Raw genomic sequence first — 16,097 nt, 5'->3', positions numbered from 1 at the left:
CTACATCGAACGTGCAATACCAATACCTTGTAGCCACTGCCGCAGTTGCGCCGAGGTCCGCTGGACCTCCAACAACATCGGGATTTATTACAGGAAGCTGTAGGTGTAGTTGAAGATCAGACGGGTCTGGTCTTGCGCAGGAATGTTGGTGTCGCCACGGTAAGTACCGTGACGCAGCGTCGTACCGAACCCTTTAAGCGCGCCCGTTTGAATCACATAATCCACACGCAAATCGCGTTCCCACTCGGTCTGGTCTTTACCAATGCCGTTGGTAGCCTTGATGTCCTGACCACGCAAGTATGAGACCGACGCTTTCAGGCCAGGCGCGCCGAGCGAGGCGAAGTCATAGGTGTATTGACCAAAAGTTGTGTTCTCGCCTGCACGAACGAAACTGTTGACCACGCTATCTGTGAACAGATAGAAGCTAGGGCCGCCGTTGCCTTCGTTTCTACCATTGCCATCGACAACGTTGCTTTGGTTCAGGTAAACAAAACCGCCGTCGTCACTGACACGCTGATGGCCAACCAGGAAGGCGTTGGCTCCCAGGGTGTAGGTGAACATCGCGCTCCAAGTGGTGTTGTCGACTTCACCCGGAGTTTTGGCGAAGCCGCCGTTGTTATTGAACATGTAGCCCGTCGTGCCATTTTTGCCGTCGGAGCTGCTATCGAAATAACGCAGGTCAGTCTTGAGGGACTGGCTGTCAGAGATCGGCAACACATGAATCAGACCGAAGAAATTCTGTTTGTAGTAGTCCTGCAACTCGGAGTGGTAAGCCTGCAACATCAGGTCCTTGGTGACCTTCCAGTCAACGCCGCCGAAACGGAACTGGTTGCTGTCCTGGGTACCGCCGGCAACGGCCAGACCACTACTGTTGCTCGTTGCGCGACCTGCAGAGTGCTCGAGTTGACCGGCAACCAGTGTGAAGTTGTCGATATCCTTGGAAGTGATGATGCCGCCGTCATAAGTCGCTGGAAGGACGCGGCTGTCGTTCGCCAACAAAATCGGAAGTTGCGGCGCCAAGGCACTGCCCACATGCAGTTCAGTCTTGGAGATACGCGCCTTGGCGTTCGCACCAACACGGCTCCACGAATCGACTGCCGAACCATCGGTGTCGCTTGGGTAGAAGCTGTTGTTATCTGGATGGTGACCTTTGCCGCCGTCCAGGTGAATGCCGACTAACGCCTGAGCGTCGATACCAAAACCGACGAGACCCTGGGTGAAACCAGAGGTGTAATCGAATCTCAGGCCTTCGGCGGTTTCTTTTTGATCGTTTGCAGTGCCTTCGCGGGTATCAGCGTTGTAGTAAAAGGTACGTGAACTGACGGAAGCCTTGCTGTCTTCGATGAAACCGGCAGCATCGGCTTGCTGGGCCAACACCCCAACGGCCACGGCAAGCACCAAGCTGGATTTGTACATGTTCTGCTCCTCGGGCTTTCTAGTATTGTGTTCAGATGTTTTTATTTGCAATTAGCAACTATTGAAAATTACATTTTAATCAAAGCACGAAGCGTGCCAACGCATACACTCACGTACAAAGGAAGCTGCGCTGCCCTGCTCACACAGGAATAAGGTCAATAAACAGGGCGCCATAGGCCAAACCGGACTGGCGAGCTCGAAGATTACAACCGGGTATCGACGCACCAGCCGAGTGCGCACGCACTAAAATTGCACCTTAATCGCCACTCACTTCATCACTGTCGTCCCACGATTCCTGTCCTCCAAGGGCTAATTGCGCTCATGGCATCGTTGTTGCTTAGGCAGAAATACCATCATGTATACAAGATAGTATTTGCTTACCGTGCCCGACATTCGCCGGCAGGTCGTCTTAGGAGATGTCATGAGTAACAAGATCAAAGTGGTTGTGCTGCCCGCTCTCTTTTCTGCCTGCCTGCTCGCCGCGCCATTCGCGTTGGCCAAGGATGTGGTGAAAATAGCTTTTATTGGTCCCTTGACCGGCGGTACCTCGCCCATAGGCCTGGGTGGTCGTAATTCCAGCGAACTGGCGGTCAAGCAACACAACGCCAAGGCCAACAGCCCGTATGAGTACGAACTGGTATCGCTGGACGATGAGTGCAAGCCCAACGTCGGCGTGCAGATCGCAACCAAGATCGCGTCGGACAAGGAAATCATCGGTGGCATCACCCACTACTGCTCGGCCGTGGCCATGAGTGCCGTCGACGTCTATCACAAGTTCAGCCTGCCAGTGGTGGTCTGGGGTGCGGTGCTGCCGGACATCACCTACGCCAACGACTTCAAGGAAGTGCATCGGGTCAACGGCACGATGATCAACCAGAACCAGGAAGCCGCTAAGTTCATGGTCGAGCGCGGCTACAAGACTTTTGCGGTGATTCACGACACCACCGATTACGGCAAAGGCCATAACCAGTACTTCAGCCAGGCGCTGGAAAAAGCCGGCGGCAAGATTGTCGGTACGTTCGGAGTCACCGCCGATCAGCAGGACTTCACCGCCGAACTCACTCAGATCAAACAGCTCAAGCCGCAGGTCATCTACTTCGGTGGTCTGACCCCGATCGGCATCCGCATCCGTTCGCAGATGGAAAAACTCGGAATCGATGCCCAGCTCGAAGGCACTTCGGGGATCAAGTCCGACTCCTACATCGAAGGTGTCGGCGCCCCCATTGCCGAAGGGTCGCTGTCGTTCATCGAAGGCGCTCCGTGGGAGAAACTGGTGGCCGGCCCTGCATTCTTCGCCGCCTATGGCGAGCAGAAATACGCACAGCCCGCCGAAGCCTATGGACCGTTCGCCTACGTGGCGACCAACTTGTTGATGGACGCCATCGACAAGGTCGGCCCGAACCGACGCAAGGTTCGTGAGGAGCTGAACCACACCAAGGACGCCAGCACCATGATCGGGCCGGTGACCTTCGATGACCACCGGCAGAACATCGTGCCGCTGATCACTTCCTATGTGGTGCAGGACGGCAAATGGGTGCCGTGGCAGGACAGCGAATACGCCAGCGGCAAACGCACCCTCAAAGATCTGTAACCGGCGCCTTGCATGATCCGGCTCCGACCCCGTGTCGGAGCCATGACCCTTTACGATCCGGACCTTCCAATGAATCTGGAAATACTCAGTCAATACCTGATCAACGGGCTGATGCTCGGAATGATCTACGCGATGGTCGCGGTGGGCTTCACCCTGTTTTTCGGGGTGCTCGATGTGATCAAGTTTTCCCATGGCGATGTGTTGATGGTCGGCGGGTTCGCCGGACTCAGTGCGTTCGCCGCGGCACAGTCGGTCGGCATCGCCAACCCCTGGCTACAACTGTTGATCATGCTGGTCGCAGCCTTGGCAGTGACGGCTGCATTGGGCGCGTTGGTCGCACGTTTTCTGATCCTGCCGCTGCGTGATGCCCCGCCGATCAACCTGTTGCTGATCACCCTGATGCTCGGTCTGGTGCTGCGTGAGTGCATCCGTCTGTTCTATCCGGACGGCTCCAACTCCAAGCCCTTTGCGCAACTGCTACCGTCCGACACCTGGCATCTTGGCAACCTGGCCGTACGCGCCGATAGCGCGATTCTGTTGTTGGCCGCAGCCTTGACCATCGTTGGCGTCCATCAGTTGATCAACCGCAGCAAGCTGGGTCTGGCCATCAGAGCCGTGGCTCAGGATGGCGAAACGGCACGGGTCATGGGTATCAACTTCGAACGCATCGTGCTGGTGACCTTTGCTCTGGGCTCGGCCCTGGCAGCCATGGCCGGGATGATGAACGGCCTGTATTACAACGAAATCAACTTCAACGTCGGCCTGCTGTTGGGCGTGATCGGCTTCTGCGCGGCGATCCTCGGCGGTCTTGGCAACTTCTATGGCGCGATCCTCGGTGGCTTTCTGTTCGCCGCCCTGCAGACCTTCGGTGCCGTTGCCCTGCCGCACTTCATTCCTGGTTTCCAGGGTGCCTACAAGGATGTGTTCGCCTTTTTAGTGGTGATCGTCCTGTTGGCCTGGAAGCCTACCGGCCTGATTGCCGAACGCAGCAGTGAGCGAGTCTGAGCATGATCAAATTTCTGTCCAATACTTCACGACCGTTACTCATCGCGGTCTTGGCCCTGAGCTTTCTCGCAGGCTGGGCCTTGCTGCATGCCGAAAGCCAGCTTGAGATTCTTGTACTGGGAATCGTCGTAGCAGTACTGCTCGGTGTCTCCCGACGCCTGGGTATCGCCCGCCCGCTGGGCCTCAGCGCCGGACGTTATCCACGGCTGCTGGGCATGGGCTGTATCGTCGGCGTGTTGGTCTTGCTCGCGGTGTTTCATGAAGATCACTTCGCGCTGCTGCTGCTTGCCACGGTATTGATCTACAGCGTGGCCTGCCTGGGCCTTAACGTGCAGTTCGGTTATGCGGGGATTGTCAACTTCGCCGGCGCGGCGTTCTTCGGCATCGGCAGCTACACCGCCGCCATGCTGGCCCTGCACAGTGGCGTGCCCGACCTGCTGGCGATACTGATCGCCGGGCTGATGGCGGCGGTGCTGGGCTCGCTGCTGATCCTTCCGGTATTGCGCACCCGAGGTCACTACGCAGCGTTGGTGACCATCGCGTTCGGCATCCTGTTTCGCACCTTCATGGAGGTCAATGACACCTTCGGCGGCCCGCAGGGTGTGCGCATTCCCAGCATGACCCTGTTCGGCCGGGATCTGGGCGAGAGCCTGGAATGGGGTGACAGCGAGATTTCGTTCTACGCCAACTTCGTGATCCTGGCGCTGATTCTGTGCAGCCTGGCCTTCTGGCTGGTACGCCGCCTGGAGCGCTCCTGGCTGGGCGTGTCCATGGACATGGTGCGCACCGATGAAGTCTCAGCCTCGGCGTTCGGTATCCGCATCGCCCGCACCAAGGTCATGGCCTTTGTGTTCGGTAACTTCCTGATCGGTGTCGCAGGTGCCACCTACGGTCTGATGACCGGTTACGTGGCGCCCAACAACTTCACCTTCGGCGACTCGCTGATCCTGGTGTCGATTGTGATCCTCGGTGGCATCGGCAATCCGTGGGGGATCATTCCAGCAGTGGCCATCGTGATGATCCTGCCGGAGAAACTGCAGTCGATTCAGGAGTATCGCTTCCTGCTGTACGGCCTGCTGGTGATCGCCATTCTGCTATTTCGTCCTCAGGGGCTGCTGCCTCGTCAGGTACGCAAATTCTTTCCCGGACGTGAATCATGAAACCACTGTTGCAGACACGCGGCCTGACCATGCGCTTCGGCGGCCTGACCGCCCTGGACGGCCTGGACCTGGATATCGCACCACGGGAAATTCTCGCGTTGCTGGGTCCCAACGGCTCCGGCAAGACCACCTGTTTCAACGTAATCACCGGTCTGTACAAGGCCAGCGCGGGCAGCGTCAGCTTCGGCGGCGAGGACCTCAGCGGCCGCTCGCCACAGACCGTCTATGGCCATGGCATCACCCGCACCTTCCAGCGCCTGCGCCTGTCGTTGCCGCTGACAGTGTTCGACAATGTGGTCATCGGCAACACCCGCAACCTCGATGAAAGCCTCTGGTTCAACCTGTTCCATCGGCAGGCTTTCAAGCGCCAGCACGGCGAAATGGTCGAACGCGTGCATCAGCTGCTGAAGACCTTCAACGCCGAGCTGGCCGACAAGCTTTGGCAGCCTGCGGTCAACCTGAGCATGCTGGACCGGCGACGGGTAGAAATCTGTCGCGCGCTGATCAGCGAGCCGCGCCTGCTATTGCTCGACGAGCCGTCGGCGGGCATGACCCATGAGGAAACCAACGAGTTGATGGACGACATCCTCAAGGTCCGGCAGAGCGTCGCCCCGTTCGCCATCGCCCTGATCGAGCATGAAATGAATCTGATCCAGCGTATTTCCGAACGCTGCGTGGTGCTCAACTACGGCAAGAAAATCGCCGAAGGCACCTACGCCGACATCATCGCCGACCCAGAGGTCCAGGTCGCTTACCTGGGCAAGGAGTGAGTCAATGCCCCTATTGAGCGTTCAACGCATTGCCACGGCCTATGACCGCATCGACGTCATCCATGACCTGTCCCTGGAGCTGGAAGAAGGACGTATCACGTGCATCCTCGGCGCCAATGGCGCGGGCAAGAGCACGCTGATCCGATCAATTCTTGGCCTCACACCGCCCAATCGCGGCGACATCACCTTCGATGGCGCATCGCTGCTGGGCCTGCCGACACACCGCATCATCGCCAAGGGCATCTCCTGCATTCCCGAAGGGCGCAAGATTTTCCCGAAAATGAGCGTGGCGGAAAACCTGCGCGTGGGTGCCTATCAGGTGAGCGATGCGGCGGAAATCGCCAGGCGTGCCGACGAAGTGTACGAGCTGTTTCCGCGCCTGAAAGAGCGTCGCGAGCAACTGGCAGGCACCATGTCCGGTGGCGAACAGGCCATGGTTTCCATCGGTCGTGGGCTGATGGCCAAACCCCGCCTGCTGATCATCGACGAACCCTCCCTGGGTCTGTCCCCGCTGTATGTCAAAGAGAACTTCCGGATCATCGCCGACATCTGCCAATTGGGCATCAGCGTTCTGCTGGTCGAGCAGAACGTGCACCAGACCCTGGCGATTTCCCACTACGGCTTCGTGCTTTCCCAGGGACGCATGGTGGCCCAGGGCGACGCCCGCAGCCTCAGCGAAGATAAAGAAGTCCAGGCCGCCTATTTCGGCTGATCCTTATTTGGAGCATCACTCATGACCTTGCAATTTAACGCTGTTGAAATGACCCAGGCGCTGGTGCGGATGAACACCATCAACACGCCGGGCGATGAATCGAGCTGCACTCGATACCTGGCCGAATTGCTGGAACCCCATGGCTTCACCTGTACCCTGATAGAACTGTCCCCCGGTCGGGCCAGCCTGATCGCCAGCCTCGGCGACCCGAGCAAGGGTCTGCCCTTGGCGTTCACCGGCCATGTGGACGTGGTGCCCTTGGGCGATGCACCCTGGACTCAGGCCCCGTTCGGCGGCGATATCGTCAATGGCAAACTCTACGGACGCGGCAGCAGCGACATGAAGGCCGGAGTCGCCGCGTTCGTCTGCGCCGCCCTTGACTGCAGCGACCAGATCGCGGGGACTGCCGGCGTCACCCTGATCATTACCGCAGGCGAAGAGACCGGCTGCGAAGGCGCATTTCACATGGCTTCCCAGCCAGGCCTGCTCAAGCCGGCGGGTGCGTTGCTGGTGGCTGAGCCGAGCTACAACAACCCGCTGGCCGGCCACAAGGGCGCGCTGTGGTTGAAAGCCAAGGCCAAGGGCATCACCGCCCATGGTTCGATGCCTCAACACGGCGACAACGCGGTGTACAAAATCGCCCGTGCCGCGCTGTCCCTGCAAGCCTTCGATTTCCATTGCCCGGCCCATCCGGAAATGGGCAGCCCGACCCTGAACGTCGGCTTGATCAGCGGCGGGCTCAACGTCAATTCGGTGCCGGATGCCGCCGAACTGACTATTGATATCCGCAGCGTCGCCGGGCAATCCCATGCCGCCGTGCAGCAGGCAGTACAGAAAGCTGTCGGCGACGACATCGCGCTGGAGATCATGATCGACCTGTCACCGGTCTACACCCCGCCCGAATCACCCTGGGTGCAGCGAGTCATGCAACTGTGCGACAGTACCCAGACGCCGGGGACGGTCACCTACTTCACCGATGCCGCCGCCCTGCTCGCCCCGCTGGGCGATCCGCCGACGCTGATTCTCGGCCCCGGCGAAACCCATCTGGCGCACCAGACCGATGAATACTGCGAGGTCAGCCGCATCGAAGAGGCTCACGACCTGTATCGCCGGATGATCCTCGATTGGTGCCAGGCATGAACGTGAATCGTATGGATGACCCAACGCAACTGACCGCAAGTGAAGCCGCGACACTGCTGCAACAGCGCACCTTGAGTGCCGAGCACCTGATGATGGCCTTCCTCGAACGTATCGCCGAGCGCGAGCCAGAGGTGCTTGCCTGGCGCAGCTACAATGCCGACGCCGCGCTGGCGCAGGCCCGAGTCCTGGATCGTGGTCCGTTGCGCGGGCCGCTGCACGGCCTGCCACTCGGGGTCAAAGACCTGTTCGACACCCGGGATTTCCCTTCCGGCTATGGCTCGCCGATCTACCAACACCATCAGCCCATCAACGATGCCGCTGCCGTCGCTCTGTGTCGCGAAGCCGGAGCGATTGTGTTGGGCAAGACCGTCACGACGGAATTCGCCACCTTTACCCCGGGACCAACGCGCAATCCGCATAATCCGCTGCACACACCCGGCGGTTCGTCCAGCGGTTCGGCTGCCGCCGTGGCCGCGCGAATGGTGCCGCTGGCGCTGGGCACGCAAACCGCCGCCTCGATTATTCGCCCTGCTGCCTACTGCGGCGTCGTCGGTTTCAAGCCCGGTTTCGGTCTGATTCCCCGCGCCGGGGTCAAAAGCATCAGCGAGTCCCTGGACACAGTCGGTGGCTTCGGGCGCAACGTGGCGGATGTCGCGCTGCTCACTTCTGTGATGGCGGATGCTGCGCAATGGCGACAGTTACACCTGGACAGCAAACCCCGTATCGGCCTGTGCCGCACTGCGTACTGGGACGCCGCTAGCCCGGCAGCACGTCAGGCACTCGAAGACACTAGACAACGCCTGATCAAGGCCGGTGTGCAGGTCGTTGACGTGCGCCTGCCGGACACCTTCGACCAGCTCGCCAAGGTGCACGACGACATCATGTGCGCCGAGGCATTCAAGGCGCTGGCCGACGAGCGCGTGAATCATCCTGAGTTGCTCAGTGAAAGTCTGCGGCAGATGCTGGTGCGTGGCGAAGAGGTCGGCTACCTGCAAAACCGTTACAATCACGCCCTTGTCGCGTCTGCCCGCGCGCAACTTTGCCAAGTGTTCGCCGACTGTGATCTATTAATGACGCCCAGCGCCTGTGGCGAAGCCGACGTTGGCTTGCAGCGTACCGGTGACCCGCTGTTTTCACGAACCTGGAGTGTGCTCGGCCTGCCCAGCCTGCATCTGCCTACTGGCTTCGGTCCCATGGGGCTGCCCGTGGGCGTGCAGTTCATCGGGCCTGCATCCAGTGATACTCAAACCCTGGTCTTTTGCCATTGGGTGGAACACCAGTTGAATCGTCAATAGGACTGAACATGCAACTTGCTTCCCAAGCCACCGGCAAAGAACGCCGGGAAGGTCTCGCCGAACGGATCTATGCCCAGCTCAAGCAGGACATCTTCGAGTTCCGCCTGTTGCCCGGGGACCGTTTCAGCGAAGGGGAAATAGCCACACGCATGAACGCCAGCCGCACACCCGTGCGGCAGGCGTTGTTTCGTCTGGAACAGGAGAATTATCTGGAGGTGCACTTTCGGGCTGGCTGGCAGGTCCGGCCGTTCGACTTCACCTATTTCGAAGAACTCTACGACGTGCGCATCGTACTGGAGCAGACGGCGGTCAAGCGCCTGTGTGAAAACATTGCTCCCGGCCAGCAGGAGGCGCTCCAGGAGCTGTTAGCCATCTGGAACATTGAACCTGAGCAGCGTTGCTATGACGCCCATCAACTGATCCAGATGGACGAGAACTTCCACCAGCGGCTGCTGACCTTGGCAGGCAATGCACAGATGACGCGGATTCATGAAGAGATCGGCGACAAGATCCGTGTGATCCGCCGTCTGGATTTCACCCAGCCAGCGCGCATCGACACCACCTACGCGGAGCATACGCAGATCCTCAACGCGACCCTGCACCACCGCTCGGAAGAGGCGCAGCGCCTGCTCAAGGCACACATCGAGGTCAGCAAGGCCGAGGTCCGCAAAATCACTCTGCACATGGTGCATAGCGCGCGTAATTGACGATGCGCTCCTTACAGAAAACGCTAAAACCAGGCGATGGGAAAACACGCTAGAGACGGTTTGAGTAAACGCCCCGACTTGTTCGGGGCGTTTTCTTTTGTGCAGGTAACAGCTGAAAAAAGGCCTTTGAGCCCATCAACTCCATCAATCGACAGATGCACCGACTCGGCAACACGCTGCCAAGCCGGTGCGTACGCGTGGATCAACCTGGCAAAAGCCTTGCGTTACTCAACGCAGTGCCAGTGACGGAGTCGATGCCGGAAGCTTGCGGGCCTTGGCGGCTTGCTCGAAGCTATAGGCGTAGCCGATGAGTTGAGACTCGCTCCAAGGACGCCCGATCAGCTCCATGCCGACTGGGACGCCCATCGGCGCATCAGCCGTAGGCGTGGAAAATCCGGCAGGAACCGCGATTGACGGAAACCCGGTGAGCGCGGTCAGGATGCCGTTGCGGTCGGGCTGGCTGAATTCGCCGATCGGCACCGGCAAGCGTTTCTGGTGCGGGTAGACCATCGCATCGAGATGGTTTTCCGCCATCAGATTGGCAAGGCTGATCTTGAGCGCGTCTATCTTGACCATACGGTCCTTGTAATCCGGATCCGCCAGTCCGTTTTGATAACTCTGCGCCGACAGCAGGAACTTGTTCAGGGATTGATGCGGTTTGCCGGAAGCAATGATGTCGTCCAGCGAATGCGCAGGTGTGGCCGTGCCGAGTGCCTTCAGGTAAGTATTGATGACGCCTTTGTATTCATACTTCTGCACGTCCAGCTCGGCGTTCAGTTTGTCGCTGTCCATCTCCGGAGCACTCACCGGAACGATAACCGCACCCTGCTTCTTCAGGACCTCAATGGCGTTGGCCATGACGCGGTTGACTTCCTGATTCTCCGGCTTGGTGCCGAACATGGTTTGCAGCACACCGATCCGCACGCCTTTGAGCGCCGTCTTGTTGAGCGATGCGGTGTAGGTTTTCGGGGTCTTGCCGACACCGAGCGCTGTCAGCGGATCGGCCGGATCGTAACCCGCCATCGAGTCCAGCATCACGGCGGCGTCGGCCACGGATCGGGCCAGCGGGCCGGCGTCGTCCATGGTAAATGAGACCGGCAGGATGCCGTCCCGGCTGACCAGGCCATGGGTCGGCCGGATTCCGACCAGACTATTGGCGGATGCGGGCGAGCGAATCGAATTCACAGTATCCGATCCGGTTCCGACCGTAGCGAAGTTGGCCGCCAGCGCAACGGCAGTGCCGCCGGACGAGCCGCCCGGCGTCAACAGCAGGTCATAGGGGTTCTTCACCTGGCCGCCGAGCGAGCTGATCGATACCCCGCCAAGGGCGAACTCTTGCATATTGGCTTTGCCGAGAACCAAGACGCCGTCTTTGCGCAAGCGGCTCAGCGCGAAGGCATCTTTCGCGGGTTGAGCGCCGGCCAGGGAAGCCGAACCGCCCGTGGTCGGCATATCGGCGGTGTTGTAGTTGTCTTTCAGTACCGCCGGAATGCAATGCAGCGGCGCCATTTCGCCGGTCTGCTTGAATTGCTTATCCATGGCATCAGCTTGCTCCAGCGCCTTGGGATTCAGATAAAGAATTGCGTTCAGCGCGGGGCCTTGTTCGTTATAGGCCCCGATGCGGTCAAGGTACTGCTGCACCAGTCCGCGGCAGGTGAGGCTGCCCGCCCGCATCGCCTTGTGAATGTCCCCAATCGACGCGTCCATGACATTGAACTGCGCGCCTGCTGCATAGGCCGACAATGGAAGTAGTCCTGCCAGCAATACCGGCAATACCGGCAAAACCTTGGTTGTGTGATCCCGCATTTTTTGAATGACCCTATCAGTTTGTGATCTACATTGTTTTTGAATAACGCTCATTCTTGCATTTTGCATTTTGCATACAACGTGCCAGCTCGGGGCAGAATGCAGTGTTTTCCCTGTGTACCGTCAGGAGTCGCAAATAAGTACAGGCGGGTGCAGCGCGGCGTCTCTTCGAGGCCTGCGAAACGCACCAGCTTTGGGCGCGCTGCACATTTTCAGTTTCCGAAATGGTGCGGATTCGAAGGAAGTTTCAGTAAATGCAGTGAGGTAATCAGGCGCGCTCGAGAGGATCCGGCCCCAAGCGCAGTCCGCTGTCTAGCTTGGCGATCACCGCCATGTCCTCGGCATCCAGGTTGAAGTCGAAGACTTTGGAGTTATCGCGAATCCGCTCTGGGGTGACCGACTTTGGAATTGCGATCAGGCCAAGTTCCAAATGCCAGCGAATGATCACCTGCGCAGTCGTGCGACCATGCTTGGCAGCGATCTCGCCAATCACCGGATTATTGAGCGCCTGGCCTTGACCCAGTGGGCTCCAGGACTGCGTGCGAATATTGAGCTCGTCGTGACAATGGCGCAGATCACTTCGCTGGAAGAGAGGATGCAGTTCGATCTGGTTCAGGACGGGCACGACGCCTGTTTCATCGATGAGCCGCTGCAGGTGGTCGGGGTTGAAGTTCGAGACACCAATGGAGCGCACCTTGCCCTGCTCCTTGGCCCGGATGAGTGCTTTCCAGGTATCCACGAACAGGTCCCGCGAAGGAGCCGGCCAGTGGATGAGCAACAGATCCACATAATCCAGCTTCAAGCGCCCCAGGCTCTCATCGAATGCCTTGGCCGCCGCATCGAAACCCTGGGCGGCGTTCCAGATCTTGGTGGTGACGAACACATCAGCGCGGTCTACCCCGGAATCGCGGATCCCTGCGCCCACGCCTTCCTCGTTTTCGTACACGGCAGCCGTGTCAACGTGGCGGTATCCAACCTGCAGCGCATGACTCACCGCAGCGCGAGCCTCCCCCGGGCTGGCCAGCCAGACGCCCAACCCGAGCTGAGGAATCTGGTTTCCATCGGAGAGTTTGATCATCGGTTGTTCGTGACTCATAGACACCTCATGTACAGGAAACATCTTCTAGAAAGACTGAGTGGGCGAACCCGCCCGAAGAGTGAATTGGGTGATTTCCCCTGGCACACCCAGGCGAATCGGGAACCCGTTCCACAACCCAGTGCCATTGCTGGTGTAAAGCAGCATGTCCCCGACTGCGTATGCCCCGGAGACGAAGTTCTCATTGGCGTATCGAGCTACCTGATCGAGACCTCGAATCATTCCTCCATGCGTATGCCCGGAGAGTTGTAGCCCAACGCCAGCGTTAGCCGAGCGCAAGGCGCCGGAGGGGCGGTGCTTCAGGAGAATCACAGGAGCGTTTACGGGAGCATTCACCAGCGCCGCGTCCAGATCCGGGCCGGGCATGCCAAATGCCGGAGCGGCCTCATCCGTAACGCCGGCGACGACAAGCTCTTCATCGCCCGATCCGACGACTGCGTGCTCGTTCTCCAGCATGCGCATGCCCAGACTTTCGAACTCGGAGTGCCACTGAGCTTCGTTGAAGTAGTACTCATGGTTTCCGGGAATAGCGACGACGCCCAGAGCGGCCTTCAGCCCACCAAGCGCCGCCACGTCCTGGCGCCGGGCCGCGGTCGTGCCATCGATGAGGTCGCCTGTGATCAGGATCAAGTCCGGGTTCAGAGCGTTGGTTCGAGCCACCACCTGCGACACCCAGGGCGCGTTAAAAAGACGGCTGATATGCAGGTCAGTCAGTTGAACGACCCGAAGCCCTTCCAAGGAGTGCGGCAGGTTCTTGATCCTGACTTCCACGTTGCGCACATCAGGAACCTGTACGGCTTGATAAACCCCCAACGCTGACAGCAGCGAAGCGACCACCGCAATCACATACCGGCTGTGCGCACTGACCTGCTTTCTGGCAGCACGCAGTCGGAGTATCGACAGCAGGCCATTTGCAAGATCCGCGATTGCAACGAACACGAACAGAAGAACAAATGCGCAAAACGCCCAACCCGCTACCAGGACAGCCCACCGGGGTATCTCCGGTGAGAACATTGTCCCGAATATCCAGACCTGGATCAGGTGGTACTTGGAGACAACCAGAAGCACGAGGGCGAGGAAGATTCGCCAGCCTGCCGAGACAGGTAGCGGGACGATGAAGCGCCACAGGACATACAGATAGGCCAGGCCCAGGTACAGGTGGAACACAGAAAAGCTCGCTTAAGGAAACCATCAATCGTTGAATTTTTTTAATGGTACACGGCGCTACAGGAGTTTCCGTTTAGCTTTACTGCACGAAACGTTGAGCCATTTTCAACGGTCTATGTTTTTTGAGGATGAGCTTGGCCGCGGCGAACTTTGCGTCCAGCGTTCGTTGGTGGATCTAAGGAAAATGAGAAACGGATAGGCGTGCTTATGCCGATCAAGCACTCGGCAGGCCAACACGAAACGAATTGGGCACGGGCAACCGTCGATGCGAGTGCTTCAGGCTACTGCTGGAAGAAATCCCCCGGCGTCACGCCGAAGTGCTGCCGGAATGCCGCTATGAAGGCAGAGGTAGAGTCGTAGCCGCAGCCAAGGGCGACCTGGGTCACACGCTGTCCTTGTTCCAGGGCTTCCAGTGAGCCGAGCAAACGCAGGCGCTGACGCCAAGCGCGGAAGGTCAGGCCAGTTTCGCGCAGAAACAGCCGCCTCAGCGTCTTCTCCGAGGCACCCAGGTCCTGACTCCATTCCAGAAGGGTACGGGAATCATCGGGGGCTTCTTGCAAGCCCCGGCACAAGCGGAGAAGTCGCGGGTCACTGGGAAGGGGCAACGACAGGCTGACCTCACGGGCCACCTGCAACTGGTCGAACAGCACTTGGGCCAGGCGACCGTCCGCACCTTTCTCGTCATATTCCACTGGCAGCTCGCAGAAGCGCCGAATCAGCTCCCGCGTGAGGGTATCAATCTCGATGACCCGACAACCGCACAGTCCACAACTCGAGGTGACGTCATTCAGGTAAAGGCTGCGCATCTCGGTATGAGGGGAACTGAACACCTCGTGTTCCGTCCCTGCCGATATCCAGATCGCGCGCTGAGGGGGCGCCACGAAATTGCCTTCAGCGGTGTGCACATGCAACACGCCTCGGATGGCATATGAAAGCTGCACCCAGGTATGGGTGTGGCGCGGCGTTCCCACCGCGCCCACCAGCGACTCATTGCGGGCAAACAAGGGGCGGGGCAATTGTTGCAGTTGGGGAATCTGGCGCTCGCGCCATTGATTTTGACCGTTTGTAGGCATTTTTTGCCCCTATTGCGTTAGTCGGCATCCCGTAGCTAGGGTTAGGGTAGCCGGAGCCTCAATGACAACTATTGGATAAACCCATGGCCCGCTCACGCTTGCTCCCGGACAACTTCACCCTGACGCTGATCGCCGTCGTCGCTACCGCCACCTTGTTACCCGCACAGGGGCAGGTGGCTGTCGCCTTCAGTTGGATCACCAACATTGCCATCTCGCTGCTGTTTTTCCTGCACGGCGCCAAACTATCTCGCAGCGCTGTAATTGCAGGCGCCGGCCATTGGCGCCTGCACTTGCTCATATTCATCTGCACCTTTGGCCTGTTCCCGCTGCTCGGACTTGCCCTGAAACCGGTACTGTTGCCGATGGTCGGACCTGAACTCTATGCTGGCTTCCTATACGTCTGCGTCCTGCCCGCCACCGTGCAGTCGGCCATCGCCTTCGCCTCCCTGGCCCGGGGCAACATCCCTGCGGCGATATGCAGCGCCGCCGCCTCCAGCCTTGTGGGCATATTTATCACCCCAGTACTGGTCGCCCTGCTGATGGGCGTGCACAGCGACGGGAGTTCAACGATCGAGGCCATCCGCAAGATCAGCATCCAACTGCTTCTGCCCTTCATCGCTGGTCAGATTGCCCGTCGCTGGATCGGTGACTGGGTGAACCGTAACAAGGGTTGGCTGAAGAACGTCGACCAGGGAAGCATCCTTCTTGTAGTTTATACCGCGTTCAGCTCAGCCGTGATCGGTGGACTCTGGCAGCAGGTTCCACCCCTGAAACTGCTGGGCGTAATGTTCGGTTGCGGCCTGCTTCTGGCTCTAGCACTGCTGGTCGCCCATCAGTTGGGTAAATGGCTGGGCTTCAACCTGGAAGACCGTATCACCATCCTTTTTTGCGGCTCGAAGAAAAGCCTGGCCACCGGCGTTCCCATGGCACAGGTTCTATTCGCCGGCAGCAGCATCGGCGTGCTTATTCTTCCGCTGATGCTGTTTCATCAAATACAACTTATGGTCTGTGCCGTCTTGGCACAGCGCTATGCAAAGAGACCAGAGTTACCGTCCCTCTCATCTCCATGTGTGGAGTCAGCCCGCTCTTAATGACAGTCTGAACACCCCATCGGCTTTGTCCAACCCTTGGGGTGCAGTCCAAACCGCTTGAGAACCGT

At 59.0% G+C, this 16,097-nt stretch carries 14 protein-coding genes; 9 read left to right on the top strand and 5 right to left on the bottom strand.

The window, feature by feature from the left end; translation table 11 throughout:
- Positions 1–87 precede the first annotated feature (87 nt).
- Positions 88–1,416, bottom strand: a complete 1,329-nt coding sequence (locus ACRC4F_RS14880) for an OprD family outer membrane porin (protein ID WP_438659993.1) — start codon at positions 1,414–1,416, stop codon at positions 88–90.
- 421 nt (positions 1,417–1,837) lie between these two features.
- Between ACRC4F_RS14880 and ACRC4F_RS14875 the strand changes: the two genes are divergently transcribed.
- From ACRC4F_RS14875 to ACRC4F_RS14840, 8 genes are read left to right on the top strand one after another with little or no spacing between them, the layout of a single operon-like run.
- Entirely contained in the window at positions 1,838–3,007 is a 1,170-nt protein-coding gene (locus ACRC4F_RS14875) for a branched-chain amino acid ABC transporter substrate-binding protein (protein ID WP_438659992.1), read from the top strand.
- Positions 3,008–3,049: 42 nt separating this feature from the next.
- On the top strand, positions 3,050–4,012 hold the full coding sequence (locus tag ACRC4F_RS14870) for a branched-chain amino acid ABC transporter permease (RefSeq protein WP_438659991.1): 963 nt from the start codon (positions 3,050–3,052) through the stop codon (positions 4,010–4,012).
- Between the two features lie 2 nt (positions 4,013–4,014).
- Entirely contained in the window at positions 4,015–5,172 is a 1,158-nt protein-coding gene (locus ACRC4F_RS14865) for a branched-chain amino acid ABC transporter permease (protein ID WP_438659990.1), read from the top strand.
- Positions 5,169–5,942, top strand: a complete 774-nt coding sequence (locus ACRC4F_RS14860; RefSeq protein ID WP_438659989.1) for an ABC transporter ATP-binding protein — start codon at positions 5,169–5,171, stop codon at positions 5,940–5,942. Before ACRC4F_RS14865 ends, ACRC4F_RS14860 begins: the two co-directional genes overlap by 4 nt.
- 4 nt (positions 5,943–5,946) lie before the next feature.
- Positions 5,947–6,654 (top strand): ABC transporter ATP-binding protein, encoded by a 708-nt coding sequence (locus ACRC4F_RS14855; protein WP_438659988.1) that lies wholly within the window; start codon positions 5,947–5,949, stop codon positions 6,652–6,654.
- Positions 6,655–6,675: 21 nt separating this feature from the next.
- A complete protein-coding gene (locus ACRC4F_RS14850) occupies positions 6,676–7,794 on the top strand; it encodes a M20 family metallopeptidase (protein ID WP_438659987.1) in 1,119 nt (372 codons plus the stop codon).
- Entirely contained in the window at positions 7,791–9,089 is a 1,299-nt protein-coding gene (locus tag ACRC4F_RS14845; RefSeq protein ID WP_438659986.1) for an amidase, read from the top strand. Before ACRC4F_RS14850 ends, ACRC4F_RS14845 begins: the two co-directional genes overlap by 4 nt.
- 8 nt (positions 9,090–9,097) lie before the next feature.
- On the top strand, positions 9,098–9,796 hold the full coding sequence (locus ACRC4F_RS14840) for a GntR family transcriptional regulator (protein WP_438659985.1): 699 nt from the start codon (positions 9,098–9,100) through the stop codon (positions 9,794–9,796).
- Between the two features lie 228 nt (positions 9,797–10,024).
- On the opposite strand, the gene ACRC4F_RS14835 is transcribed toward ACRC4F_RS14840, so the two are convergent.
- The 4 genes from ACRC4F_RS14835 to ACRC4F_RS14820 all read right to left on the bottom strand — a co-directional run bounded on the left by ACRC4F_RS14835 (position 10,025) and on the right by ACRC4F_RS14820 (position 14,938).
- Positions 10,025–11,656: an amidase family protein gene (locus ACRC4F_RS14835; RefSeq protein WP_438659984.1), complete on the bottom strand. Its 1,632-nt coding sequence runs from the start codon at positions 11,654–11,656 to the stop codon at positions 10,025–10,027.
- 214 nt (positions 11,657–11,870) lie between these two features.
- Entirely contained in the window at positions 11,871–12,698 is an 828-nt protein-coding gene (locus ACRC4F_RS14830) for an aldo/keto reductase (RefSeq protein ID WP_438659983.1), read from the bottom strand.
- A gap of 27 nt (positions 12,699–12,725) precedes the next feature.
- Positions 12,726–13,865: a metallophosphoesterase gene (locus tag ACRC4F_RS14825; protein ID WP_438659982.1), complete on the bottom strand. Its 1,140-nt coding sequence runs from the start codon at positions 13,863–13,865 to the stop codon at positions 12,726–12,728.
- A 281-nt stretch (positions 13,866–14,146) separates the two neighbouring features.
- A complete protein-coding gene (locus tag ACRC4F_RS14820) occupies positions 14,147–14,938 on the bottom strand; it encodes an AraC family transcriptional regulator (RefSeq protein WP_438659981.1) in 792 nt (263 codons plus the stop codon).
- Between the two features lie 83 nt (positions 14,939–15,021).
- Between ACRC4F_RS14820 and ACRC4F_RS14815 the strand changes: the two genes are divergently transcribed.
- Entirely contained in the window at positions 15,022–16,029 is a 1,008-nt protein-coding gene (locus ACRC4F_RS14815; protein ID WP_438659980.1) for a bile acid:sodium symporter family protein, read from the top strand.
- Positions 16,030–16,097: the final 68 nt, after the last annotated feature.

The sequence above is a fragment of the Pseudomonas sp. genome (genome assembly GCF_051660785.1).
Lineage (GTDB): Bacteria > Pseudomonadota > Gammaproteobacteria > Pseudomonadales > Pseudomonadaceae > Aquipseudomonas.
This window is presented reverse-complemented; position numbering and strand designations above follow the sequence as displayed.